Annotated in this window: 21 protein-coding genes and 1 tRNA gene; 15 read left to right on the top strand and 7 right to left on the bottom strand. The window is 72.2% G+C overall.

Annotated features, from left to right (window positions below; all coding sequences use genetic code 11):
• Nucleotides 1-3: 3 nt before the first annotated feature.
• Nucleotides 4-1,974, bottom strand: coding sequence for a hypothetical protein (locus tag NOSIN_RS19845; protein WP_077692195.1), 1,971 nt, complete (start codon nt 1,972-1,974; stop codon nt 4-6).
• A gap of 294 nt (nt 1,975-2,268) precedes the next feature.
• Between NOSIN_RS19845 and cysS the strand changes: the two genes are divergently transcribed.
• The 4 genes from cysS to NOSIN_RS19825 all read left to right on the top strand — a co-directional run bounded on the left by cysS (nt 2,269) and on the right by NOSIN_RS19825 (nt 6,299).
• Nucleotides 2,269-3,669 carry a cysteine--tRNA ligase gene (gene cysS / locus NOSIN_RS19840; protein WP_077692194.1) on the top strand — a complete coding sequence of 467 codons (1,401 nt, stop codon included), beginning with the start codon at nt 2,269-2,271 and terminating at the stop codon, nt 3,667-3,669.
• 133 nt (nt 3,670-3,802) lie between these two features.
• A complete protein-coding gene (gene rlmB / locus NOSIN_RS19835) occupies nt 3,803-4,768 on the top strand; it encodes a 23S rRNA (guanosine(2251)-2'-O)-methyltransferase RlmB (protein WP_077692193.1) in 966 nt (321 codons plus the stop codon).
• Between the two features lie 155 nt (nt 4,769-4,923).
• On the top strand, nt 4,924-5,226 hold the full coding sequence (locus NOSIN_RS19830) for a hypothetical protein (protein WP_077693672.1): 303 nt from the start codon (nt 4,924-4,926) through the stop codon (nt 5,224-5,226).
• A 50-nt stretch (nt 5,227-5,276) separates the two neighbouring features.
• The gene (locus NOSIN_RS19825) at nt 5,277-6,299 is read left to right on the top strand and encodes a DNA topoisomerase IB (protein ID WP_077692192.1); all 1,023 of its coding nucleotides are present in this window, start codon (nt 5,277-5,279) and stop codon (nt 6,297-6,299) included.
• Nucleotides 6,300-6,445: 146 nt separating this feature from the next.
• Here the strand turns inward: NOSIN_RS19825 and NOSIN_RS19820 are convergent, their stop codons facing one another.
• Complete coding sequence (locus NOSIN_RS19820) at nt 6,446-7,840, bottom strand: YcaO-like family protein (protein WP_077692191.1); 1,395 nt, start codon at nt 7,838-7,840, stop codon at nt 6,446-6,448.
• A gap of 281 nt (nt 7,841-8,121) precedes the next feature.
• Between NOSIN_RS19820 and NOSIN_RS19815 the strand changes: the two genes are divergently transcribed.
• Entirely contained in the window at nt 8,122-9,072 is a 951-nt protein-coding gene (locus NOSIN_RS19815) for an SAM-dependent methyltransferase (protein WP_077692190.1), read from the top strand.
• A gap of 44 nt (nt 9,073-9,116) precedes the next feature.
• Here NOSIN_RS19815 and fdhA read toward each other — a convergent pair whose 3' ends face one another.
• The gene (gene fdhA, locus NOSIN_RS19810) at nt 9,117-10,337 is read right to left on the bottom strand and encodes a formaldehyde dehydrogenase, glutathione-independent (protein WP_077692189.1); all 1,221 of its coding nucleotides are present in this window, start codon (nt 10,335-10,337) and stop codon (nt 9,117-9,119) included.
• 242 nt (nt 10,338-10,579) lie between these two features.
• Between fdhA and NOSIN_RS19805 the strand changes: the two genes are divergently transcribed.
• From NOSIN_RS19805 to NOSIN_RS19800, 3 genes are all read left to right on the top strand, one after another.
• Nucleotides 10,580-10,652: transfer RNA gene (locus NOSIN_RS19805), tRNA-Thr, on the top strand.
• Nucleotides 10,653-10,729: 77 nt separating this feature from the next.
• Nucleotides 10,730-10,942, top strand: coding sequence for a hypothetical protein (locus tag NOSIN_RS27850; protein WP_227015286.1), 213 nt, complete (start codon nt 10,730-10,732; stop codon nt 10,940-10,942).
• 13 nt (nt 10,943-10,955) lie between these two features.
• Nucleotides 10,956-11,264 (top strand): hypothetical protein, encoded by a 309-nt coding sequence (locus NOSIN_RS19800; protein ID WP_227015285.1) that lies wholly within the window; start codon nt 10,956-10,958, stop codon nt 11,262-11,264.
• Here the strand turns inward: NOSIN_RS19800 and NOSIN_RS19795 are convergent.
• Entirely contained in the window at nt 11,247-12,206 is a 960-nt protein-coding gene (locus tag NOSIN_RS19795) for an IS481 family transposase (RefSeq protein WP_077692188.1), read from the bottom strand. The genes NOSIN_RS19800 and NOSIN_RS19795 overlap by 18 nt on opposite strands.
• 786 nt (nt 12,207-12,992) lie before the next feature.
• Here NOSIN_RS19795 and betT point away from each other — a divergent pair.
• A complete protein-coding gene (gene betT, locus NOSIN_RS19790; RefSeq protein ID WP_077693671.1) occupies nt 12,993-15,134 on the top strand; it encodes a choline BCCT transporter BetT in 2,142 nt (713 codons plus the stop codon).
• 137 nt (nt 15,135-15,271) lie between these two features.
• Here betT and NOSIN_RS19785 read toward each other — a convergent pair whose 3' ends face one another.
• Nucleotides 15,272-15,979, bottom strand: coding sequence for a CPBP family intramembrane glutamic endopeptidase (locus tag NOSIN_RS19785; protein ID WP_236743404.1), 708 nt, complete (start codon nt 15,977-15,979; stop codon nt 15,272-15,274).
• 123 nt (nt 15,980-16,102) lie between these two features.
• Between NOSIN_RS19785 and NOSIN_RS19780 the strand changes: the two genes are divergently transcribed.
• Both NOSIN_RS19780 and NOSIN_RS19775 read left to right on the top strand, forming a co-directional pair.
• Nucleotides 16,103-16,693, top strand: coding sequence for a DUF2975 domain-containing protein (locus NOSIN_RS19780; RefSeq protein ID WP_170293702.1), 591 nt, complete (start codon nt 16,103-16,105; stop codon nt 16,691-16,693).
• A 378-nt stretch (nt 16,694-17,071) separates the two neighbouring features.
• The gene (locus tag NOSIN_RS19775) at nt 17,072-17,476 is read left to right on the top strand and encodes a four-helix bundle copper-binding protein (protein WP_077692186.1); all 405 of its coding nucleotides are present in this window, start codon (nt 17,072-17,074) and stop codon (nt 17,474-17,476) included.
• 214 nt (nt 17,477-17,690) lie between these two features.
• Here NOSIN_RS19775 and NOSIN_RS19770 read toward each other — a convergent pair whose 3' ends face one another.
• Nucleotides 17,691-18,557, bottom strand: coding sequence for an LLM class F420-dependent oxidoreductase (locus NOSIN_RS19770; RefSeq protein WP_077692185.1), 867 nt, complete (start codon nt 18,555-18,557; stop codon nt 17,691-17,693).
• Between the two features lie 200 nt (nt 18,558-18,757).
• On the opposite strand from NOSIN_RS19770, the gene NOSIN_RS27315 reads away from it, so the two are divergent.
• The 3 genes from NOSIN_RS27315 (at nt 18,758) to NOSIN_RS19760 (ending at nt 20,142) form a co-directional block, all read left to right on the top strand.
• The gene (locus NOSIN_RS27315; protein WP_170293701.1) at nt 18,758-18,934 is read left to right on the top strand and encodes a hypothetical protein; all 177 of its coding nucleotides are present in this window, start codon (nt 18,758-18,760) and stop codon (nt 18,932-18,934) included.
• A 1-nt stretch (nt 18,935) separates the two neighbouring features.
• Complete coding sequence (locus NOSIN_RS19765; RefSeq protein WP_077692184.1) at nt 18,936-19,523, top strand: GNAT family N-acetyltransferase; 588 nt, start codon at nt 18,936-18,938, stop codon at nt 19,521-19,523.
• Nucleotides 19,524-19,650: 127 nt separating this feature from the next.
• Nucleotides 19,651-20,142, top strand: coding sequence for an FBP domain-containing protein (locus NOSIN_RS19760; protein WP_077692183.1), 492 nt, complete (start codon nt 19,651-19,653; stop codon nt 20,140-20,142).
• A 171-nt stretch (nt 20,143-20,313) separates the two neighbouring features.
• Here NOSIN_RS19760 and NOSIN_RS19755 read toward each other — a convergent pair whose 3' ends face one another.
• Nucleotides 20,314-20,508 (bottom strand): DUF1918 domain-containing protein, encoded by a 195-nt coding sequence (locus tag NOSIN_RS19755; protein ID WP_077692182.1) that lies wholly within the window; start codon nt 20,506-20,508, stop codon nt 20,314-20,316.
• Nucleotides 20,509-20,796: 288 nt separating this feature from the next.
• Here NOSIN_RS19755 and NOSIN_RS19750 point away from each other — a divergent pair, with 288 nt between their 5' ends.
• Nucleotides 20,797-21,861, top strand: a complete 1,065-nt coding sequence (locus NOSIN_RS19750; protein WP_077692181.1) for an ATP-binding cassette domain-containing protein — start codon at nt 20,797-20,799, stop codon at nt 21,859-21,861.
• Nucleotides 21,862-21,998: the final 137 nt, after the last annotated feature.

Below are 21,998 nucleotides of genomic sequence, written 5' to 3'. Positions count from 1 at the left end.
CGGTCACTCGTCGGGGCGGAGCGGTTCGCTGCGCACGCGCCGCGACGGCGGGCCCGACACGAAGTCCGTCACCGGCGGCCTGCGCGGCTTGAGCACCATGGGGCGCTTCTCCAGCGGCGACCGCTGCCCGCGCCATGCCCGCTGGGAGCCTTCCCCCGGGCCGGGCCCGGGGCCGCGCCCATCCCCGTCAGTACCGGCGGAGGGGGGCTCCTCCGCCTCGGTCAGGGGCTCGGAGCCGGGTACCGGCCCGTGTTCCTCCTCCGCCTGTGCCGCCCGTGCCGTCTCCCGGGGCTCCGGAGCGGGTCCGGCGGGCTCGTCCGCGGGGCTCGCGGCGCCCGGGGGCACGTCGCCGATCCGGAACGCCGCACGCACGTCGGGACCCGTGTCGTGGTCCAGCACGGGTGTGGCCTCCGGCTCCCGGTACTCCTCCGCGGGCGGTGAGGGATCCTCCGGCGGTGTCCACACCGGCGGCACGTAGTCCGCCAGGGCGCGGGCAGCGGTGCCGGAGTCGTCCTCGGGCGGTTCCCAGAGCGCGGTGCCCGGCTCCTCGGCCTCCCCGCTCCCGTCGGCCCCGGTCTCCTCGGCCCCCTCCGGGGCCTCCGGCGGGAGGCCGTGGTCGGCCTCGGGCTCGTCCGGGGTCCGCGCGGACGGGACGGGCTCGGGCTCCGCCGGGTCCTCCTGTGCCTGCGGCTCCCCGGCCTCCGCCGCCGACACGTGTTCGGGGACCGGTCCCGGCCGAGGTTCCGGCTCCGGCTCGGGCTCCCCTCCGGCGTCCGGTCCGGGCGTCCGGCCGGGAGCCGGCGCGGGCTCCGGCCCGGACCGAGGATCCGAGGTGTCGGCGACCAGTGGAGCCTCAGCCGGTGAGGCGTCGGCGTCGGCGTCGGCGTCGGCGTCGGCCTCGGCCTCGTCCGAGACCGGGTCGCCGGGCGGCGGCTCGTGTTCGAAACCCTCGTCGGCGAGGTGGTCCGGCACCACCACGACCGGCTCCGGCTCCGGCTCGGCATCGGTGGGCGCGGCCGCGCCGGGCACCACCGGGACCTGCTCGGCGGCCCGCCTGATCGGGTTGTGCCCGGCCTGGCCGCGCCGGGGCAGGGGAGCGACCGGCACGGAGGACTCCGTGCCGTCCTCACCGTTCTCTCCGGCCCAGTCGTCCTCGGGTTCCCCGTCCCAGCCGGCCTCCGGCCCGGGCACCGTTTCCGGTACCGCCTCCGGGGCCGCTCCGGCTCCGGAGACCTCCTCCTCGGCCTCGGAGGTGTCCTCGGGTCCGGATCCGGGCTCGGGGACGTCCTCACGGGGCAGCCGGGGCAGCGGTTCGGTGGTGGCGGTCCCGTCGTCCCACCGGTCCCTCTCCCAGTCCCAGCCCCGCTCGGCCGCGTCGTCCCCCTCCCGGCGGGGAGCGGCCGGTGCGGGGGCCTCCGCCGGAGGGGCCGCGGCACGGGCGTGCAGCACCGTGGTGGGGTCGTCCGCCGGGCGCGGCCGTGCGACCGGCCCGCGGCGGCGCCGCCTGCGCGTGTGCGCGCGCAGGACCATCCACAGCAGGAACGCCACCAGCAGGCCCGCGAACGGCATCACCGCCACGACCACGTTGGCGACCCCCTGGTGCACCCGCTCGATGAGCTGGAGGTTGTGCAGCAGCATCGCCACGGTCGCGAACAGGACCAGGAGCGGGATCAGCACCAGGTCGACCCAGAACCGCTCACGCGGGTGCGCGTCGCGCAGGAGGTAGCTCACCCAGCACGCCATGACCAGCAGCAGCGTGTAGGCCACCGGGAACGCGTGGGCGAGGAGGGCGTCCTCGTGTCCGCCGTACTCGGCGAGCGGGAAGATGCCGTTGTAGGAGATGACGAGGGCGCACAGGCCGATGAGGCCGACGAACAGGGCGCCACCGACGGGAGCACCGGCTCCCGAACCGCGACCTGCCGTGGGCCGACCGTCCCGTGTCCCTGCCTCGGGGGCGTTGTTGTAAGGGGCCATCGCCTCCGCAGCGTAGTCGAGGCGGTGCCGCGAACACGAGATTCCGGATGATTATGACCGCTTCCAGACGAGCCGTCCTGAAGGCGTTCTGTGCCGTTCTGTCGGGATATGCAGTGGATAGTGGCTCGGCGATGGAAGGAGACGGGCTTTGTGGTGGAGCTGTCTCACGCCACGGCTGCCGGAATACGGCTAATCACATATACGCACTTGGGGATGTCCGTGAAGACTTCCACGGGGGCCGTGCTTCCTGATCTGTGACGTCCGCGGGAGGGGAAAGCGGCTACGCTTGACAACGTGAGTCTGCGCTTCTATGACACCAGTGCCCGACAGGTCCGCGAGTTCGTCCCCCTGCGTGAGGGATCCGCCTCCCTGTACCTGTGTGGTGCCACGGTGCAGGCGCCCCCGCACATCGGACACATCCGGTCCGGGGTGAACTTCGACATCCTGCGCCGCTGGCTGACGCACCTGGGGTACGACGTCACCTTCTGCCGCAACGTCACCGACATCGACGACAAGATCATCCGGGTGTCGGCGGACGAGGGCGTGCCCTGGTGGCAGGTCAGCGAGCGCAACCAGCGCGCCTTCACCCACGCCTACGAGATCCTGGGCTGCCTGCCGCCCACCGTCGAGCCGCGGGCCACCGGACACGTGCCCGAGATGATCGACCTCATACGCCGCCTCATCGACGCGGGCCACGCCTACGCCGCGGGTGACGGCTCCGGCGACGTCTACTTCGACGTGAGCTCCTACCCGCCCTACGGGGAGCTGTCCAACCAGCGCCCCGACCAGGTCGTGGAGTCGGCCGACGCCGACCCGGGCCGGGCCAAGCGCGACCCCCGCGACTTCGCCCTCTGGAAGGGCGCCAAGCCGGGGGAGCCCAGCTGGGAAACCCCGTGGGGACGCGGCCGCCCCGGCTGGCACCTGGAGTGCTCGGCCATGTCCACCAAGTACCTGGGCCCCAGCTTCGACATCCACGGCGGCGGCCTGGACCTGGTCTTCCCGCACCACGAGAACGAGCTCGCCCAGTCCCGCGCCGCCGGTGACGGCTTCGCCCAGTACTGGCTGCACAACGGGATGCTCGTCGTGGGCGGCGAGAAGATGAGCAAGTCGCTGGGCAACTCCCTGCTCATCCCGCAGATGGTGCGCAAGGTCCGTCCCGTCGAGCTGCGCTACTACCTCGGCCACGTGCACTACCGCTCCGCCATCGACTACTCCGACGCGTCGCTCCAGGAGGCGGCCACCGCCTACCAGCGCGTCGAGGGCTTCCTGATCCGGGCCGTCGAGGTGCTGGGCGAGATCGCCCCCGCCGCCGACGTGCCCGCCGAGTTCGCGTCCGCGCTCAACGACGACCTCGGGGTCTCCCAGGCTCTCGCCGTCGTGCACGGGCACGTCCGCGAGGGCAACACGGCGCTGACCTCGGGGGGCAAGGAGCAGGTCGCCGAGATCGCCGGTGAGCTGCGCACCATGCTCGACGTCCTCGGCCTGGACCCGCTCAGCGAGCAGTGGGCCGAGGGCGACCAGGGGCTGCGCGAGGTCGTCGACGCCCTGGTGGCGGTCGCCCTGGAGCAGCGCCAGGCGGCCCGCGGGCGCAAGGACTACGCGGCGGCCGACGCGATCCGCGACCAGCTCACCGAGGCGGGCATCGTGGTCGAGGACACCCCGCAGGGCCCGCGCTGGGACCTGCGCCGAAGCTGAGGCGACGCGTGCGGTGACACGGCGGCACTAGGCTGGGAGTTTGCCGCCGTGTTCGCACCGGTCGGCGATATTCCACCAGCCGGATGCCCCGCGCCTCCGGCATGTTCGCAACACGTACGGGGAGGCGGCGACCATGCCGGCGAAGAAGAACAAGAAGGGCCCGACCAAGGGCAGCGGCGGCAAGAACCGCCGTTCCCTGGAGGCCAAGAGCGGCACCCTGCCCGCCGAGCAGCGGCACTGGTACGAGGGCAAGAAGCGGTCCAAGGCCGCCAAGCGCTCCCAGCCCGCCGACGGTCAGTCGCGGGGCGGCCCGGGTGCCGACCGCCGCCGTCCGGACAACTCCGACCTGCTGGTCGGACGCAACCCGGTGGTGGAGGCGCTGCGTGCGGGGATGCCCGCCACGCGCCTGTTCCTGGCCAACAGCCTGGACCCCGACGAGCGGGTCAACGAGGCCGCCCGGATGGCGGGTGAGCAGGGCGTGGACGTGGTCGAGGTGACCCGTACCGAGCTCGACCGCCGCTGCGAGAGCAACGGGCAGCCCGGCGCCGCCCACCAGGGGATCGTGCTCCAGGTGCGGCCCTACCAGTACCGGTCCCCCGAGGGCCTGCTGGACAACGCGCTGGAGTCCGACACCCCGCCGCTGATCGTCGTCCTGGACGGGGTCACCGACCCGCACAACCTGGGCGCCATCGCGCGTTCGTCCGCCGCGTTCGGCGCGCACGGCCTCCTCATCCCCGAGCGCCGCTCGGCGGGGGTCAACATGACCACCTGGAAGACCTCCGCGGGCACCCTGGCCCGGCTGCCCGTGGCCCAGGCCACCAACCTGACCCGGGCCCTGGAGACCTTCAAGAAGGCGGGCCTGTTCGTCGTCGGCCTCGACTCCGAGGGCGAGACCCCGATCACGGGCCTGGAGCTGGCCACCGGCCCGCTGGTGGTCGTGGTGGGCTCGGAGGGCAAGGGCCTGTCCCGCCTGGTGCGCGAGACCTGTGACGTGGTCGCGAGCATCCCGATCGGCAACGCGGAGTCGCTGAACGCCTCCGTGGCCGCCGGGGTGTCCCTCTACGAGGTGGCCCGCCGCCGAGCCGAGAACGACGGCTGACGGCCTGGCCGAAGGCGCCGCCGCTGTGACCGGGGGGCCTCGGGCCCCGCTGGTCGGCGCACCGTGCGGTGCGCCGCCCCTGTTTTTCCTCCCGGCGTACGGGTAGCTGTGCGGCTACGTCCGTACCGCCCGAAGAGGAAACACAGGTGAGCGACATGGCGGCGACACCTCCCGTCCCCGGATACGACGACCTGTCGGTCGAGGAGTTGCGGGAACGCCTTCTCTCCCTGTCGGCGGAACAGGTACGCGAACTGATCGGGTACGAGGAGAGCCACGCCAACCGCATGGACGCGCTGGAGCTCCTCGAGGACCGCCTGAACGGGCTCACGGCGGGGGACGAGATCCCCGAGGGAGCCGGGCCCGAGGGCGGCCCGGACCCCGAGGACGAGGCCCACGCGGAGGCGGTGCCCCAGAGCGCGGAGCGCCCGCCGCCCGACCGTCGGACGGAGCGGTCCTGACCGGCGTCCGTCTCAGGAGGTCCCATGGATGTCCATGACGGGGACGCGGTATGACGCTACGGCGCAGTGACCCGTCCGAGCCCGGGATCACCCGGGTCCGGCGCGGCCGCGGTTTCCGCTACCACGGCCCCCGGGGAGAGCCGGTCACCGATCCCGACGTGATCCGGCGCATCAAGGAACTCGTGGTGCCGCCCGGCTGGCACGACGTGTGGATCTGCCCCTTTCCGGAGGGGCACATCCAGGCGTGCGGAACCGACGACGCGGGCCGGCGCCAGTACGTCTACCACCGGGAGTGGCGGCGCAGGAGCGAGGAGGCCAAGTACGACAGGATGCTCGACTTCGCCGAGGTGCTCCCGGGGATCAGGGACACGGTGGCCGGGCACCTGCGCCGTCGCGGACTGGTGCGCGAGCGCGTTCTGGCGGCGGCCGTCCGGCTGGTCGACCTGGGCTTCCTGAGGGCGGGCGGAGACGCCTACGCCGCCCGGAACGACTCCTACGGGGTGGCGAGCCTGCTGCGCGAGCACGTCCACCGCACCGGCGGCACGGTCGTGTTCGAGTTCCCGGGCAAGTCGGGCAGGGAGCAGCGCGTCGAGTGCGCCGAACCCGAGATCTGCCGGGTGGTCTCCGGGCTCCAGCGCGTCCGCTCCCGGGGGCAGGACCTGTTCGCCTACCGCGTCGGGGACGACTGGCACGACGTGACCAGCGACGACCTCAACTCCTACCTGCGGGACATCACCGGGGAGGACCACACGCTCAAGGAGTTCCGGACCTGGCACGCGACGGTGCTGGCCGCGGTGGGACTCGCGGTGGCCGTGCCCCCCGACGACGACAAGGCCCTCGCGCGCCTGAGGACCCACGTGGTCCGCGAGGTGGCCGACTACCTGGGCAACACCGAGGCCGTGGCCCGGAGCTCCTACATCGACCCGCGGGTCTTCCGGCTGCACGAACGCGGGGTGACGATCGCCCCGTCGCTACCGGAGCTGGGCAGGGAGGTGCCCGCGGGCGAGCTCGCCACCCAGGGCGAGGTGGAGAGGACGGTGCTGCGCATGCTGCGCGAGCACGGCGACGCCTGACCCGCACCGGCCCCGGGCGCCGGTTCCGGACCCGGGAGCCGGTCCCGTCCACGGCGCCGCGGCGTGCCGCGGTACCGGTCGGGACCGACGGGGACCGGTGGGACCGGCCGGGCCGGCACTGGCCGAGGGCGGCCGAAGGCGCCGCCTCACCCCGCCCCGCTCCGCTTCCGGAGCCTTCGTCCCCGTTCGCCGGGAAGGGCCAGGAGGCCCTTGGTGACCAGGTGGAACCGCTCCAGGCCGGGGCACTGGACCTGCACGACCGTCGTTCCGTGCTCCAGGGTTCGGAGCGGATGGGCCGCGACGCGGTGACCGGCCCCGGAGAGCCGTTCCACGACCGCGGCCCGCTGGAGGGCCACGCCGGTGCCCGGCGGAACGGTCTCGGGAGGAAGCGCGGCCGGGGCGGCCTCGCCGAGGCGGTCGGCGAAGTCCAGCATGGCGCAGGCCAGGAGCCGGGGATGCCCGGCGAACCGGGACCCGACCCCGGTGGCGACGTCGTGGTCCGCGACGAGCTGGGCGAAGGGCCCGGTGCGTTCCGTCGAGGCCGACTGCTCGGCCACGACCCGGGCGAGCAGCTCGCCCTGGACGAACTCGGTGACGGCGCGCTCCACGGCGAGTTCGCCCGAGAGGGAGGCGCCGAGCCCGTAGCGGTGGTCCGGGCTCCTCCCCGACCGCTCGGGGGCGTAGGCCATGACCACGGGGACACCGAGGTCGGTGGTCAGGTCGAGCAGGACCACGGGGCCGCCGACGAGGTCGCGGGCGCGGTCCAGGTGGGCGCGCGGGAGGTCGGGCAGGGCCTCGCGGGGCACGCGCGCGGGCATGGGACCGCCGTCGTAGACGCAGCCCAGGAGGAACAGCGAGAACGCGTCGCGCTCCACCCACTCGTTGAGGGCGTGCAGGAGCGCCTCGTCCCGGGTGGCGCCGATGGCGCAGCCGGAGTTGACGCTGTAGGACATCGCCGTTCCGTAGTCGGCGGTGTCGCCGACGGCACGGCGCACCTCCGCCGCCTCCCCGGCGGGCAGCGGGTACCAGGGCGCCCACAGGAACACGGGGACGTCGACGGGTGGTCCGCCGTCGAGCGCGGCGTGGCGCACGCAGGCCACCCGGGCGCCGTCCTGGGCGGCCACGTCGCGGACCGCGCGGTCGGCGGCGAAGGGGCCCCGGGCCAGGTCGGCGGCGTCGACCAGCCGCAGCGGAAGGGACTCCAGGACGGTGGGACCGGTGAACGCGTGCTCAAGGGCCTCGAACTGCGCGCCGACGCGCGCGGGGGCGCCCGGGCCCTTGCCCGCGCCGAGCCCGTAGGGGACCTCCGCGCCGTCCGCGTCCCACAGGCCGCACTGGACGGCGGTCGGCTCCCGGTCGTCGAGCACCTTGTACAGCGAACTCCAGCCGAGGGCGCGCACCTCGGCGCGGACCCGCCGCTCCGCCTCCTCCAGGGGAAGCTCGCGCTCGCGCGTACCGGACCACTTCCGGTCGCCCGGTCCGGGGAGCGCGGCCGAGCCGTCCCGCTCCCCGGACACGGGGACCCACGAGGATCGAGGCACCGCTACTCCGCGGTCTCCTCGTCCAGCTCATCGACGGCGGGGGCGATGTCGTCCGCGTTCTCCAGCGGAACGGTCCACTCGTAACCAGCGCAGGCCATGTCGTGACTCCTCAGCGGTAGACACATGGAACGCGACGTTGTGTACGCGCTCCCGTACTCTTTACCCCAACATGGTGACGCCTGTCACTGAAAAAGCGCGGAAAACTGACGTTCTGCCTTATGTGGGACCGGGTCTCAAAACCTGGGAGTGCGTCGGGGCGCGGAGGGTGGCACACTCACGCCATGGCCAACGCCGGACCCGACCCCGACCCCGACTCCGATCCCGCGACAGCCGGACCCGGCCCCGCGGCCCGTGTCGACGCGTGGCTCAACGGCGCCTGGACGCTGGCGGCGCTCGCCGCCGCCGCGGAGGGCCGACCGCTGTCGCGGGAGCACGGCAGGCTGCTCGCCGCCGCGGGGTGCGCCGAACCCGACGGTGACGGGTGGCGGCTCCTCCCGGCCTACCGCGCCCTCCTGGCCGGTCCCTCCGGCAGGCCGGCCTTCCCCCGCAGGGTCGCGCGGCAGCTGGGCCAGGCCGCCGACGCCGCCGTGGGCCGGGACGGCCGTGAAGAGGAGGACGACGCGGCCCTCCTCCAGGAGGGCGCCGCCTCCGGCGAGCGGATGGGGGCCTTCCTCGACCTGCTGCGGGAGCACGTCGCGGGATTCGGAGACCTCCTGGAGAAGGACGGCCTGCGCTTCCTCGACGTGGGGACCGGGGTCGGCGCCGTCGCGGCCGCCGTGCTCGACCGGGTTCCCGGCTCCAGCGCGGTCGGCCTGGACGTCGAACCCCGGGCTCTGCGCCTGGCCGAGCACCACCTGGCCGAGCGCGGGCTGGGCGACCGGGTCGAACTGCGCCTGCTGGACGTGGCCGACCTCTCCGAGCGGGGTGCCTACGACCTGGCCTGGTTCCCCCTGGCGGCCCTCGCACCCGACACCGTCGGGCGGGCGCTGCCCCGCGTGCGCGAGGCCCTGCGGCCGGGCGCGCGCCTGCTCACCGCGACCGTGCTGCGCGACGACCCGGCCGACGACGTGCTGCGCGAGGCGGTCGTGCGCTGGCGCATGTCCCTCGGCCGGATCACCCCGTGGGGACCGCGGGAGGCGGCGCGTGAACTGGCGGCGGCGGGCTACCGGGACGTGCGGTGCGTGCGGACGCCCGAGCGGGTCCTCACCCTCGTCACCGCCCGCGCCCCGTGACCCCCGCCGCGCGGCCTCCCCGGCCGGTTCCCCTCCCGCGGGTCTCAGCCCGTGCCGAGGTAGCCGTTCGGGTCGAGCACGTACTTGCTGGCCGCGCCCTCGTCGAAGGACCGGTAGCCCTCCGGGGCCTCCTCCAGCGGGATCGCCACGGCGTTGACGGCCTTGGCGATCTGCACACGGTCGGTCATGATCGCCGCCATCAGTTCCCGGTGGTACTTCATGACCGGGCACTGGCCGGTGAAGAAGGCGTGCGACTTGGACCAGCCCAGCCCGAGCCGGATCGACAGGGAGCCCTCGCGGGCGGCCTCGTCGGAGGCGCCGGGGTCACCGGTCACGTACAGGCCGGGGATGCCGATCGAGCCTCCCGCCCTGGTCAGGGCCATCGCGGTGTTCAGCACGCTCGCGGGCGCCTCCTTCTCTGCGTCCTTCCCGGTCCCGTGCGCCTCGAAGCCCACGGCGTCCACCGCGCAGTCCACCACGGGGCTGCCCAGGATCCGCTCGATCTGCTCCCCGGGGTCGCCCTCCGCCACGTTGACCGCCTCGCACCCGAAGCTGCGGGCCTGGGCCAGGCGCTCCTCCTTCATGTCACCGACGATCACCACCGCCGCGCCCAGCAGTTGGGCCGACGCGGCCGCGGCAAGCCCGACGGGCCCGGCGCCCGCGACGTAGACGCTCGACCCCACGCCCACGCCCGCGGTGACGCAGCCGTGGTAGCCGGTCGGGAAGATGTCGGAGAGCATCGTCAGGTCGAGGATCTTCTCCATCGCCCGGTCGCGGTCGGGGAACCTCAACAGGTTCCAGTCGGCGTAGGGCACCAGCGCGTACTCGGCCTGCCCCCCGACCCAGCCGCCCATGTCGACGTAGCCGTAGGCCGAGCCCGGGCGGTCGGGGTTGACGTTGAGGCAGATCTCCGTCCGCCGCTCCTTGCAGTTCCGACAACGCCCGCAGGAGATGTTGAACGGTACCGAGACCAGGTCGCCGACCTCGACGAACTCGACGTCGGACCCCTTCTCGACCACCTCCCCGGTGATCTCGTGGCCCAGGACCAGCCCCTCCGGCGCGGTGGTGCGCCCCCGCACCATGTGCTGGTCGCTTCCGCAGATGTTGGTGGCGACGACCTTGAGGATCACCCCGTGCGGCACCTTGCGCCCCACGTTCGCCGGGTTGACCCCCGGGCCGTCCTTGAGTTCGAACTCCGGATAGGCGATGTCCTGGACCTCGACCCTGCCCGCGCCCTGGTACACCACGCCCCTGTTGCCCGCCATGGCCCTTCCACCTCTCCGCCCCCGGGAGGGAGCATGTCCCCCTGTCGTTTCCGGACGGGACGGCGGCTAACCGGGCTCCGCACGCCGCCAGGTGCTTCTTTGCCGGATCGGGGAGGGACGCGGCCGAGGGCCGACGGACGGGATGGCGTCCGCGCGGCTCGGAGGCATCCGAGTAGGCCTGGTGGCCTCTGACCCGGTACCATTTCCCCGGGACGCAACCGGGGCCACGGTCTCGGCAGCCCGCCAGCGTAGCTCAATTGGCAGAGCAATCGCCTTGTAAGCGATAGGTTAGGGGTTCAAGTCCCCTCGCTGGCTCTCACATGGTCTGACCTGGGCGAACTCGTGAAGCAGGACAGCCTCCATAGGCTGGAGAGCTTGACGAGGTATCGCTTATGGCTACCGGTCGTATCCGTCGAGGCCCGCGCAACCTGGCCGCGGGGCCCCTGAGGACCCACGTCGACTCCTTCGTGCTCCACCTGCGCTCCGAGGGCAAACGCGACAACACCGTCACGATGTACGCCGACGCCGTGCGCTGGTTCGCTGCCGAGCACCTGCTGACCGGCGGTCAGCCCACCGACCGACACCCGCTTCGACACCGACGCTGACACCAGCGCTGACATGCTGCGCTTCGAGCCCGTGCGCGACTGGGAGCTGGTCTCCCGTGTGCACCTGCGCTCCTGGCTGGTGCGGCTGCGCCACCGTCAGCACAAGGACGCCTACGTCAACAACCAGTACCGGTGCCTGCAGCAGTTCTTCAAGTGGTTGACGGACGAGGAGGAGATCGCCAACCCCATGCGCAAGATGAAGCCACCCAAGGTGACACCGGAGCCGGTCCCGGTCTTCGAGCAGGACGAGATCATCAGGATCCTCAGCACGGCCGAGGGTAGGGATTTTCTCGCGCGCCGCGACCTAGCTGTACTGCCCTGAGAGGTTGGTGACGCGGGAGGCGGGAGGGCCACCGAGCGCGGTGTGGAACCGGTGGTGATTGTAGTGATGCAACCACCCCGGGAACGCCTCCCGCCGTTGGGACTCTGACGCATAGGGGCGGGCGTAGGCCCACTCCTGGACCAGGATCCGGTTGAAGCGCTCCACCTTGCCGTTGGTCTGGGGCCGGTAGGGACGGGTGCGCTTGTGCTTGACGCCCTGGTCACGGACCAGGTCACGCCACAGACGCGAGCGGTAGCAGGACCCGTTGTCGGTCAGTACCCGCTCCACCGTGATCCCCACCGACGCGAAGTAGGCGTGCGCACGCTCCCAGAACGCGACGGCGGTCTCCTTCTTCTCATCGGTCAGGATCTCGGAGTAGGCCAACCGGGAGTGGTCGTCCACGGCGTTGTGCAGGTAGGCATACCCCGCGTTGGAGCGGTGCCTGCGCCCCCGGGGGCGTCCCAGCGCCTTGTGGCCGCCGCCGTGGGGGATGTTGCCGAGCTTCTTGATGTCCACGTGCACCAGCTCCCCGGGGCGTTCGCGCTCGTAGCGGCGCACCGCCCGTCCGGTGGCCCGGTCGGTGTGGGCCAGGCGGGCACACCCGTAGCGGGTCAGGATCCGGTGCACCGTCGAGGCGTGCATGCCCAGGTGGCCGCCGATACGGGCCGGGCCCCACCGGCGCAGGTGGCGCAGCTTGATCACGCGGCGCTCGCGTCGGGGCCGGGTGCGCCGTGGTGAGCGGGCCGGGCGGCTGGAGGCATCGACCATGCCCGCTTCACCCGTGGCCCGGTAGCGGTCGGCCCAGCGTTTGGCGGTGGTGGTGCTGGTCTGGAAGCGTTCGGCGGCACGCCGCAGCGGCCACCCCTGGTCGATGACGCAGCGGGCCAACGCGAGGCGTCCTGCGGGAGTCAGACGAGCGTTGGCGTGGGTAGTGTGGGGCATCGAGGGCCTTCTGGTGAGTCGGGTAGATCTCGCAATCCACACCGATACCGAAGGCCCTCTTCGTGTGTGTCAGCCGGGGTGGGTGTTACCAACCTCCATGGTCAGTACAGCGTGACCACCCACATCGCCTCCGCGCCGGGATTGCTGAGAGGCCTGGCGGCGGGAACCGGGGAGGCTACCCGTTACTTCGAGCACGCGGGCGAGACGGTTGCGGCCGGGAGAGCAACGACAGCCTGCGCTGGGTCTTCTCCGATCACCATGGCACGGGGTAGATGGGTGTGAACGCGGTCCGTGGTGACGTGGTCCAGCGGCGGACGACCGTGTTCGGCCAGAACCGCGGTGCCACGGGGACGTGGCCGAGTGGGCACGGGGTCCGGACGCGATCAGTACCGCCCTGTCGTCGGAGCGTGGAAGTACTGGTAGAGGTTCCCCATCCGGGCATCCTGCCACCGCGCGCCGACGTCCGGCCTTCCCTTCCCCGGGCCCGGCGACGGGTCGACGCCTTCCCCGGGGCCGGTCCTCCCCCTCCGGTCTTCGGGAGGTTTCGCGGGCCGTGTCCTGGGAAGCGGCACACCGTCATACCTGGGTTACCGCTCCATCACCGAGCGGTCATAGAGGATGAGGACGTGGACTGTTCGGAAGTCGCGTCTCCCGCCGGTCGTGGAGGGACACGACGGCCCCTGGTGACGGTGCTCCCGGGGCCGGCGGCTCCGTCCTTGGTAACACTCCGTTGCCGTCAGACGCAGTGAACCACTACCGGCACCGTACGGACGAGAGGGGATATTGGTGTCCACCAACGGAGGGCAGGACAGCGGAGCGGAACCGGGGACCCCGAAGACCGCGGTCGACGCCCAGAGCAGCAAGAGCAGCCAGCTCAAGCCGGTGGTCTTCATCGGTTCGTCCGTGCTGGTCCTCGCGATCTCGATCTGGGCGATCATCACGCCGACGGGCGCGTCGACCACCATCGGTACGGCCGTGTCGTGGATCTCCCAGACGTTCGGCTGGTACTACTTCCTCGTCGCCACCCTGTACCTGGGGTTCGTGGTGTTCATCGCCGTGTCCCGGTACGGCCAGGTCAAGCTCGGGCCCCAGCACTCCAAACCGGACTACGGGGTGTTCGCGTGGGCGGCCATGCTGTTCGCCGCGGGCATCGGCATCGACCTGATGTTCTTCTCCGTCTCCGGTCCGGTCACCCACTACCTCGCACCGCCCGAGGGCGATCCGCAGACCATCGAGGCGGCCCGGCAGGCCGTGGTGTGGACGCTGTTCCACTACGGCATCACCGGATGGGCGATGTACGCGCTGATGGGCATGGCGCTGGGCTACTTCGCGTTCCGGTACCACCTTCCGCTGGCCATCCGGTCGGCCCTGTACCCGCTCATCGGCAAGCGCATCCACGGCCGGATCGGTGACGCGGTCGACCTCGCGGCCATCATCGGCACGGTCTTCGGCATCTCCGTGTCGCTCGGTATCGGCGTCGTGCAGCTCAACTACGGGCTGAACTTCCTCTTCGGCATCCCCGAGGGAATCGCGGCGCAGACGGGACTGATCCTCGTCGCCGTGCTCATGGCCACGGTGTCCGCCGTGGCGGGTGTCGACCGTGGCATCAGGCGGCTGTCCGAGCTCAACGTCCTGCTCGCCGTCGTCCTGATGCTGTACGTACTGATCGCCGAGGGCCCCGCCAACCTGCTCAACGCCCTGGTCCTCAACATCGGCGACTACATCAGCCGCTTCCCCTCGATGACGCTGAACACCTTCGCCTACGACCAGCCGACCGAGTGGCTCAACGCCTGGACGCTGTTCTTCTGGGCCTGGTGGATCGCCTGGGCGCCGTTCGTCGGGCTGTTCCTCGCCAGGATCTCGCGCGGCCGCACCATCCGGCAGTTCGTCGCGGCGACGCTGGTGGTCCCGCTGCTGTACACGCTGACCTTCCTGTCGATCTTCGGCAACAGCGCGCTGGCCATCGTGATGCGGGGCAACATCGAGTTCGGCGAGACCGCCATGAACGTGCCCGAACAGGGCTTCTACACACTGCTCATGCAGTACCCGGGGGTCATGTTCACCGCCGGGCTGGCGACCTTCGTCGGGCTGCTGCTCTACGTCACCTCCGCGGACTCCGGCGCGCTGGTGATGGGCAACCTCAGCTCCCACCTGCCGACGCCGGTCACCGACGCCTCCCCGTGGCTGCGGATCTTCTGGGCCGCGGCGACCGGCCTGCTCACGCTCGCCATGCTCATCGTCGGCGGCGTGGACGCGCTGACCAACGCGACCATCATCATGGGCCTGCCGTTCTCGGTCGTGATGCTGCTGATCATCTGGGGCCTGTACAAGGCGCTCCGGATCGAACGGTTCCGGCAGGACGCGTTCCGCACCACCCTGACGTCGTCGCTGTCGGACCGGACCACGTCCGAGCGCCGGGGCCCGGAGAGGAACTGGCGGCAGCGGGTCGCGAGGGCGGTGAACTTCCCCGGCAAGCGCGCGGCCGTCAGGTTCGTCCACGAGGTGTGCCGTCCCGCGTTCCAGGAGGTCGCGGAGGAACTGCGCAACCAGGGGGTCGAGGCGACGGTCACCGAGGGGACCGACGAGGAGGCCCAGATCCCGCACCTGGACCTGAAGGTGCCGATGGGCGCCGAGGAGGACTTCAGCTACCGGGTGTGGCCGATCGTGATGCCCACCCCGGCGTTCGCCACGCGGACGCTCACCGAGCACGACACCTACGTGCGCTTCGAGGTCTACCTCACCGAGGGCAGCCAGGGCTACGACGTGATGGGCTTCACCAAGGAACAGCTCATCGGCAACATCCTCGACGAGTACGAGCGCCACCTGGAGTTCCTGCGGCTGCACCGGGAGGCGTCCGCCCGTTCGGCGATGCCCGACCACGGCCCCGGAACCGCCGAGATCTACCAGCCGGACGACGAGGAGCGCTGACGGCCTCCTCCGGTGGGAGAAAGCGTGGCCGGATCCCCGGAAACGGGGTCCGGCCACGCGCCTCTTCGGCCGCACCGCCGCGCGGGCCTTCCCCCGGCTGCCTCGCCGCGCGGGCCTTCCTTTGGCTGCCTCGCCGCTCACCCGTAGAGGGCGAGGACGGCGACCAGGGCGGAGATGTTCCACAGCGAGTGCGCGACGACGGTCGCGGTCAGGCGGCGGGTCGCGAGGAACAGGGCCGTGTAGACCAGCCCGGCGAGCACGATGGCGACCACGTCGGGGCCCGAGGACGGAAGGTGCAGTCCCGCGAAGAGGAGCACCGAGACCAGGGCCGCGCCGTACAGCGCGGCCCTGCGGTGGACGAAGAGCCTGGGCAGGGCTCCCAGGAGGAAGCCGCGGAAGTAGAGTTCCTCGGCCAGGCCCCCTCCCACCACGCCGAGCACCGCCGTCGCGACCAGCGCCACCGCTCCCGCCGAGGCGTTGGTGAGCACCTCCTGGACTCCGGGGTTGTCGGCGCCGCCGGCCGCGGGGATCAGCACGGCGAACTCCAGCAGCAGGCGCGGCGGGACGGTCGCGGCTCCCAGCAGGGCGTCGCGCCCCCAGGACCGCGACGTCAGCCCGAGCGCGCTGAACGGCAGCCCCCGTCGGCGGAGCCACCAGAACACGAGTGCCGCCGCGGACACCAGCTCGGCCAGGGCGAGCGCGAGGAGCGCGCCGGGCGGGGGTGGCGCGGGCGCCAGGACTCCCACCGCCAGGGGTGGGACGACGAAGCACAGGACGGTTCCGGCCAGGAAGAGGGCGGAGGTGCGGACGGGGGCGGTCTCGTTCACGGGGGCGGTGTCGTTCACGTGGAGGGCCTCAGACGTGTGGAGGTATGGGGGGAAGGATGCTTCGCCATATCGATTACCGATACATTAGACGCAGACCTTATCGATTGTCGATAAGTGAGACGTGAGATGTGGTGGATACCTGTGAACGCTGTACGTCAACGCGCCTCGGAGTGGACGGCCCTCGTGGCGACCGCCGTGGGAGTGCTCCTGGCCTGTTTCTCCGCTGTCGGGACACTGGTCGCGGACAACGTCCTCATCCCCGTCACGACCTCGGCGGCCGGTCTCCCGTCCGTCGGGGACGGTGACGGGTTCGCGCTCACGGGTCCCGTCACCGCCGTGCTGGAGGTCTCCGAGCCGACCGCCGGCGGTCGGCTGTGGGCGTTCGCGCCCTCGCTCGTGCTCGCCGTGCAGGTGATGGTCGTCGGGCTGCTGCTGTTCCGTGTGGTGAGGTCGCTGCGGACCGGGGACCCCTTCGCACCGGTCAACGTGCGCCGTATCCGGGTGTGTGCCGTCGTCGTCCTGGCCGGAGCGCTGCTGGCGGCCGCTTCGCGGGTGTTCGGGTACCAGGCCGCCGTGGACGAGGCGGGCCGTGCGCTTCCGGGATCCCCCGCCCTCGAGGTCGTCGTCGACGTACCGGTGACCGCCGTGGTCCTCGGGCTCGGCCTCGCGGCCGCCGCGGAGTTCATGCGGCGCGGCACGGCGCTGCGCGACGACGTGGACGGCCTGGTGTGAGGGCTCACCCGCCCGCTCCGGCGCGTGCGCGCGGACCTGGGAGGGCGGGTCGGTTCGGCGGTTCGGCGGTTCGGACCAGGCGGTACGACTTCCTGCCGCTGCCGCTGCCGCTGCCGCTGCCGCCGCTGCCGCTGCTGCCGCTGTCGCTGCCCTCGACCTCTTCCCGTCCCCGCCCGGTACCGCGGCCCTGTGGAACCCGGGGCCGGAGACCCCGGGACCGGAGCCTCCGCCGAGGGGGCGCTGACCCGGCCGCGCCGAACCCCGAGGGGGTTTGGCACGGCACCCGGGGGTTAGTGGCTGGGTGGGCCGGTGCCGTCGGTTCCGGCCTGGGACTTCAGACGTGTTCCAGACGTTTTCGACCGAAGGGGGAGCCCAGCCATGAGCGTGGCAGGCCAGATGTTGGAGACCTATCCCAAGGACCTGGGCGGAGTCGATCGGGAGAAGCTGCTCGCATGCATCGAGGCGTGCTTCGAGTGCGCCCAGTCGTGTACCGCGTGCGCGGACGCCTGCCTGAGCGAGGACACGGTCGCCGAACTCACCAAGTGCGTGCGTACCAACCTGGACTGCGCGGACCAGTGCGACACCACCGGACGTGTGCTCTCACGCCACACGGGCTATGACGCCAACCTGACCCGGGCGATCCTGGAGGCCTGCGAGCAGGCCTGCAAGACCTGCGCCGACGAGTGCGAGGCGCACGCCTCCATGCACGAGCACTGCCGCGTGTGCGGGGAGATGTGCCGACGCTGCCAGCGCGCCTGCCGCGAGCTGATCGACTCGCTGTGACCTGAGGGCCCCGGTCCCGAAGCGCCCCCGGATTCGGGGCCGCGGTGTCCGCGGGCGTGCCCGGGCCACCGGGACCACGCCCTCCTCCGTGTCGTACCGGGAACGGGCGCGGCCCCCGCCGGCGGCCACACCGTTCCCGGACGACCCGGCGCCGGCCCGGGGGCGCGGCCCCGGGCGTGCTCGACGGGCGTGTACCGACGGCGTCGGCCGCTCCTCAGGCGTCGGCGATCTCGGGCAGGACGGAGGCGAGCAGCTCGACCGCCCTGCGGGGGTCGGAGAACCCCTGGCCGAACACGTAGGCGACCGTGAACCCGACCCGCCTCATCTCCAGGAGCTGACGGACCAGTTCGCCCCGCGTGCTGTCGGGGGTGAAGGAGAAGGTCGTGGTCTTCTCGATGCGGTCGTAGTCGCGCCCCAGAGCCTCACAGTGGCTCCTGAGCACGTCGAGCTTGCGCTCCGAGCCGGGACCGCCGAAGACGTTGCACGCGTCCGCGTACTGGGCGACCATCCGCAGGGTCTTCCTCTCACCGCTGCCGCCGACCATCAGGTACGGGTGCGGATCGGACAGGTTCCGCGGGGAGTCGAGGGTGCGGTCCAGCTTGTAGTGCCTGCCCTGGTAGGAGCCCTCGTCGTCGCTCCACATCTGCAGGCAGATCTGGATCGCCTCCTCCAGCCGTTCGAACCGCTCGGCGGTGGGCGGGAACGGGATGCCCAGGCCGTGCGCCTCGTCCGCGTACCAGGCGGCCCCCACGCCCAGTCCGGCGCGGCCGCCGGACAGCGTGTCGAGCGTGCTGACCTGCTTGGCCAGCACCCCCGGCTCGCGGTACACGGCTCCCGTGACCAGGGCGTGCAGGAGGACCCGCTCGGTGTGCGCGGCCAGGAATCCCAGGGTGGTGTAGGCCTCCAGCATGGCGTTCTCCCGGGCGCCGGAGTCGCCGCCCATCTGCCAGAAGTGGTCCATCACCGTGAGCCGCGAGATGCCCGCCGCCTCGGCCTGGCGCGCGGTGTCGGCGAGGGTCGGGCCGATGGCGGGCGTCCCGCCGTCCCAGGTGAAGTCGGCGACGTGCAGGCCAAGTTCCATGTGTTCTCCTCGACGTGGGTTCGGGGGCCTCCCGGACGGGGTCCAGTCTGCTCCCCGTCCCTTGCGCGGGCCGGGGTGTGACACGGTCCGGAACACGGGGCGCTCCGTCCCCGGACACGGTCACCCGGCCGGAGGCGCGGGAGAAACCGCAGTACACCGGGGGTATGGGCTTTGAGGTGGTCTGGACCTAGACTCCTTGTGTGGGAGCGAAGAGGCCGCGCGCGCCGAGAGTGGATCGCGAGCAGCGCGGGGAGGGGATCCCGCGGACCGCGATGGAGGCCTTCGCGACCCGCGGCTACGGCGGGGCGTTTCCCGCGCGGGCCTTCGACCGCGCCGCGGCCCGGCCCGAGACCCACACCCGGCTGGGGTGCTCGTGACATGATCCGCTTCCCCCGCATCCCGCACATCCTCCGTCTCCCCTGCTTCCCCTGTTTCCTCGGCCCCTCTCCTCTCCCGGACCCGCTCGGCACCCGCGTCACGGAGAGGCTGGTCCTGAAGCCCATCGGCCCCGCACACGCCGACGACCTGTGGCACCTGCACCGGGACCCCGGCGTCGCACGGTGGTACGGCGGAACGTGGAGCCGCGGAGAGGCCTGGGAGAGCGCCCTGTACATGGAACGCGCCTGGGCGTCCGAGGGCGTGCACAAGTGGATCGCCCACGACCGGGAGTCCGGCACCCTGGTGGGGCGCGGCGGCCTGTCCTACGCGGAGGTGGACGGCGCCCGGCGCCTGGAGATCGGATGGGCGGTCCTCGAACGGTTCTGGGGGCTCGGCTACGCCAGCGAGATCGGGCGCGCGGGGCTCGATCTGGCCTTCGGCGACCTCCGCGCGGAGGAGGTGGCCTCCTTCACCGAGACACGCAACCTCCGCTCCCGGGCGGTCATGGAACGGCTCGGCTTCCACTACGCGCGTGAGATCCGCCATGGGGGAGAGCCCTTCGTGCTGTACCTGATCCAGCGCCCCTGAGCCAGAGAGCCCGGAGGGCCGGCTCCTGTAGGGGCGGACGGCGGGCCCCGGGGGAGAGCGGTCCGTGTGTCCTTTTCGCTGGTAAATCCGTTGCCTGGGACGACCTGCCCGGTTTAGCGTTCGTCCAATGAGAGCTGTGACTGAGCGGGACATCCGGAAGTCGTTCGTGAACTGCTCGCAGGGGGAGGCCAAGCGGCTCTCCCTGCCGCGCGACCTGGACCGGATGCCGTGGGAGGACCTGGACTTCCTCGGCTGGCGTGACCACACCGCGCACGAACGCGCCTACATGGTCGTCGAGCGCGACGACCGGCTCGTGGGCGTGGCGCTTCGGCTGCCGACCGTGCGCACCGGGCTGCGCAAGAGCGTGTGCTCGGTGTGCCTGACCACCCACCGCGGACAGGGCGTGACCCTGATGGCGGCGCCCAAGGCGGGAAGGGCCGGGCGGGAGGGCAACACCGTGGGGCTGCTCATGTGCGCCGACCTCGCGTGCTCGCTGTACATCCGGGGGAAGAGGAGTTCCGGGCCCGGCGGGCGGTTCGAGGAGGACCTCACCGTGGAGGAGCAGATCGAACGCGCGTCGGCCAACCTCGCCGGTTTCCTGGACCGGTTGTCCGTCTGACACGCGAACGGCGGCGGGCACGTCCCACCGCCGCTGCCACCGCCGCTATCGCTGTCGCCGTCACGGCCACGCCCCGGCGCGGGCACCGACCGCTCCGCGCACCGTCCCGCTCCGGGACCCCCGGTGACGAACACCCGGGTGCCCAACGCCCCGGGGCCTTCTCCGGCTCCGTCAGTCCACCGGGTCCCGGGGCTCCACCACCGTGCCCGGTCCCGGGTAGATGACCCGCTCCTCGCCGTCGGGGAACCGCACCACGTACGGCGGACCGTCGTTGGCGCCGCGTACCTCCACGATCTCCCCGGTGTTCCTGCCATCGGTGCTGGCGACCCCGTGAGTGTGCACGTAGTCGCCGACGGACGCATGCATGGTTCTCCCCCGTTTCGGCCGTCGGGTCGTACTGGCCACAACGGCGACCTACCCGGGGCGCCGGTCCGGTGAAACGGGGCCGGCCGGCTGCGCCGGGGCCTGCTCAGGTCGGCTGAGCCGGCCGGTCGGGGACGGTCCGGACACCGTCGACCGCCGACCCCCGCGAACCCGGCAGGTCCCGCGGCCAGTAGGCACAAGTGCGTAGTCGGGTCCCGACGAACCACAGATGTGGGGACGGGCCTCCGGTTCCTAGCGTGGTGCACCTAGGAGCGGGAGAAAGGGGAAACCGTGCTCACGGTGCGCGAACTGACCAAACGCTACGGAGACAAGGCGGCGGTGGAGGGGCTCACCTTCACCGTCGAGCCCGGGAGGGTGACCGGCTTCCTGGGGCCCAACGGCGCCGGGAAGTCCACGACCATGCGGCTGATGCTGGGTCTGGCCCGGCCCACGTCGGGCGAGGCGCTGGTCAACGGCGGCGAGTACGCACGGCTGGCCTGGCCGACCAGGCAGGTCGGAGCCCTGCTGTCGCCGGACGCCGCCCACCCGGGGCGCAGCGCCCGGGCCCACCTGACCGCGAAGGCCGTGGGCGGGGGTATCCCGAGGAGCCGGGTCGAGGAGGTGCTGGAGGAGGTCGGTCTGACCGACGTCGCACGTCAGCGGGTCGGCGGGTACTCGCTGGGCATGCGCCAGCGGCTGGGCGTCGCGGACGCTCTGCTGGGGGACCCCGGTGTGCTGCTGTTCGACGAGCCGGTGAACGGGCTCGACCTCGACGGTGTGCGGTGGATGCGGGACCTGACCCGGCGGCTGGCCGACGAGGGCCGCACCGTCTTCGTCTCCAGCCATCTGATGAGCGAGATGGAGATGGTCGCCGACCACCTGGTGGTGGTGGGCAGGGGGCGGCTGATCACGGACGCTCCGATCGGTGACGTGATCGCGGCGTGGTCGCGTACGCACGTGCTGGTGAGCAGCCCGGACTCCGGAAGGCTTCGGGAGCGGCTGGAGGGACTGGGGCCGCGGGTGCGGGTCGAGGACGTGGAGGACGGCGGGGACGGACGGGACACCGCCGGCGGGGAGGGAGTCCGGGGCGGCGGCACCGACCGCGGCCCCGGCCTGAGGGTGTTCGGACTGGACGTGACGGAGGTCGGCGACCACGCGCACGCGGTGGGCGCCCGGGTCCACGGGTTGCGGCTGGAGGAGGCCTCGCTGGAGCAGGCCTACCTGGAACTCACCGGGGAGGCCGTCGAGTTCGGCTCGCGTCCGGCGAAGGGCGAAGCGGCGGGCGCGCCGGAGGCGCCCGGGAGAACGGCGGACGCCGCGGGGGGAGCGGCGGGCGCGAACGGACCGGTGCGCTGATGCGGACACCGGAGAACCAGCGGACGGGTCGAGGGCCGGAGAACGGCGGAAAGCGCGGGCAGGACGTATGAGCGGGACGAACACGCCGGGTACGCCGGGCACTCCGGAGACGGCTGAGGCGACGGAGACACAGGAGA

Origin of the sequence: Nocardiopsis sinuspersici (genome assembly GCF_001998325.1) — a bacterium.
GTDB lineage: Bacteria > Actinomycetota > Actinomycetes > Streptosporangiales > Streptosporangiaceae > Nocardiopsis > Nocardiopsis sinuspersici.
Note: the sequence above shows the minus strand (reverse complement) of the source record. Positions and strands in the feature narration are given on the sequence as shown.

Excerpts from the sequence above, each read along its gene's own strand:
- NOSIN_RS19845 (WP_077692195.1), bottom strand. The coding sequence starts at position 1,974 with ATGGCCCCTTACAACAACGCCCCCGAGGCAGGGACACGGGACGGTCGG.
- rlmB (WP_077692193.1), top strand. The coding sequence starts at position 3,803 with ATGCCGGCGAAGAAGAACAAGAAGGGCCCGACCAAGGGCAGCGGCGGC.
- NOSIN_RS19830 (WP_077693672.1), top strand. The coding sequence starts at position 4,924 with ATGGCGGCGACACCTCCCGTCCCCGGATACGACGACCTGTCGGTCGAG.
- NOSIN_RS19825 (WP_077692192.1), top strand. The coding sequence starts at position 5,277 with ATGACGCTACGGCGCAGTGACCCGTCCGAGCCCGGGATCACCCGGGTC.
- NOSIN_RS19815 (WP_077692190.1), top strand. The coding sequence starts at position 8,122 with ATGGCCAACGCCGGACCCGACCCCGACCCCGACTCCGATCCCGCGACA.
- fdhA (WP_077692189.1), bottom strand. The coding sequence starts at position 10,337 with ATGGCGGGCAACAGGGGCGTGGTGTACCAGGGCGCGGGCAGGGTCGAG.
- NOSIN_RS27850 (WP_227015286.1), top strand. The coding sequence starts at position 10,730 with ATGGCTACCGGTCGTATCCGTCGAGGCCCGCGCAACCTGGCCGCGGGG.
- NOSIN_RS19800 (WP_227015285.1), top strand. The coding sequence starts at position 10,956 with ATGCTGCGCTTCGAGCCCGTGCGCGACTGGGAGCTGGTCTCCCGTGTG.
- NOSIN_RS19795 (WP_077692188.1), bottom strand. The coding sequence starts at position 12,206 with ATGCCCCACACTACCCACGCCAACGCTCGTCTGACTCCCGCAGGACGC.
- NOSIN_RS19775 (WP_077692186.1), top strand. The coding sequence starts at position 17,072 with ATGAGCGTGGCAGGCCAGATGTTGGAGACCTATCCCAAGGACCTGGGC.
- NOSIN_RS19770 (WP_077692185.1), bottom strand. The coding sequence starts at position 18,557 with ATGGAACTTGGCCTGCACGTCGCCGACTTCACCTGGGACGGCGGGACG.
- NOSIN_RS19765 (WP_077692184.1), top strand. The coding sequence starts at position 18,936 with ATGATCCGCTTCCCCCGCATCCCGCACATCCTCCGTCTCCCCTGCTTC.
- NOSIN_RS19760 (WP_077692183.1), top strand. The coding sequence starts at position 19,651 with ATGAGAGCTGTGACTGAGCGGGACATCCGGAAGTCGTTCGTGAACTGC.
- NOSIN_RS19755 (WP_077692182.1), bottom strand. The coding sequence starts at position 20,508 with ATGCATGCGTCCGTCGGCGACTACGTGCACACTCACGGGGTCGCCAGC.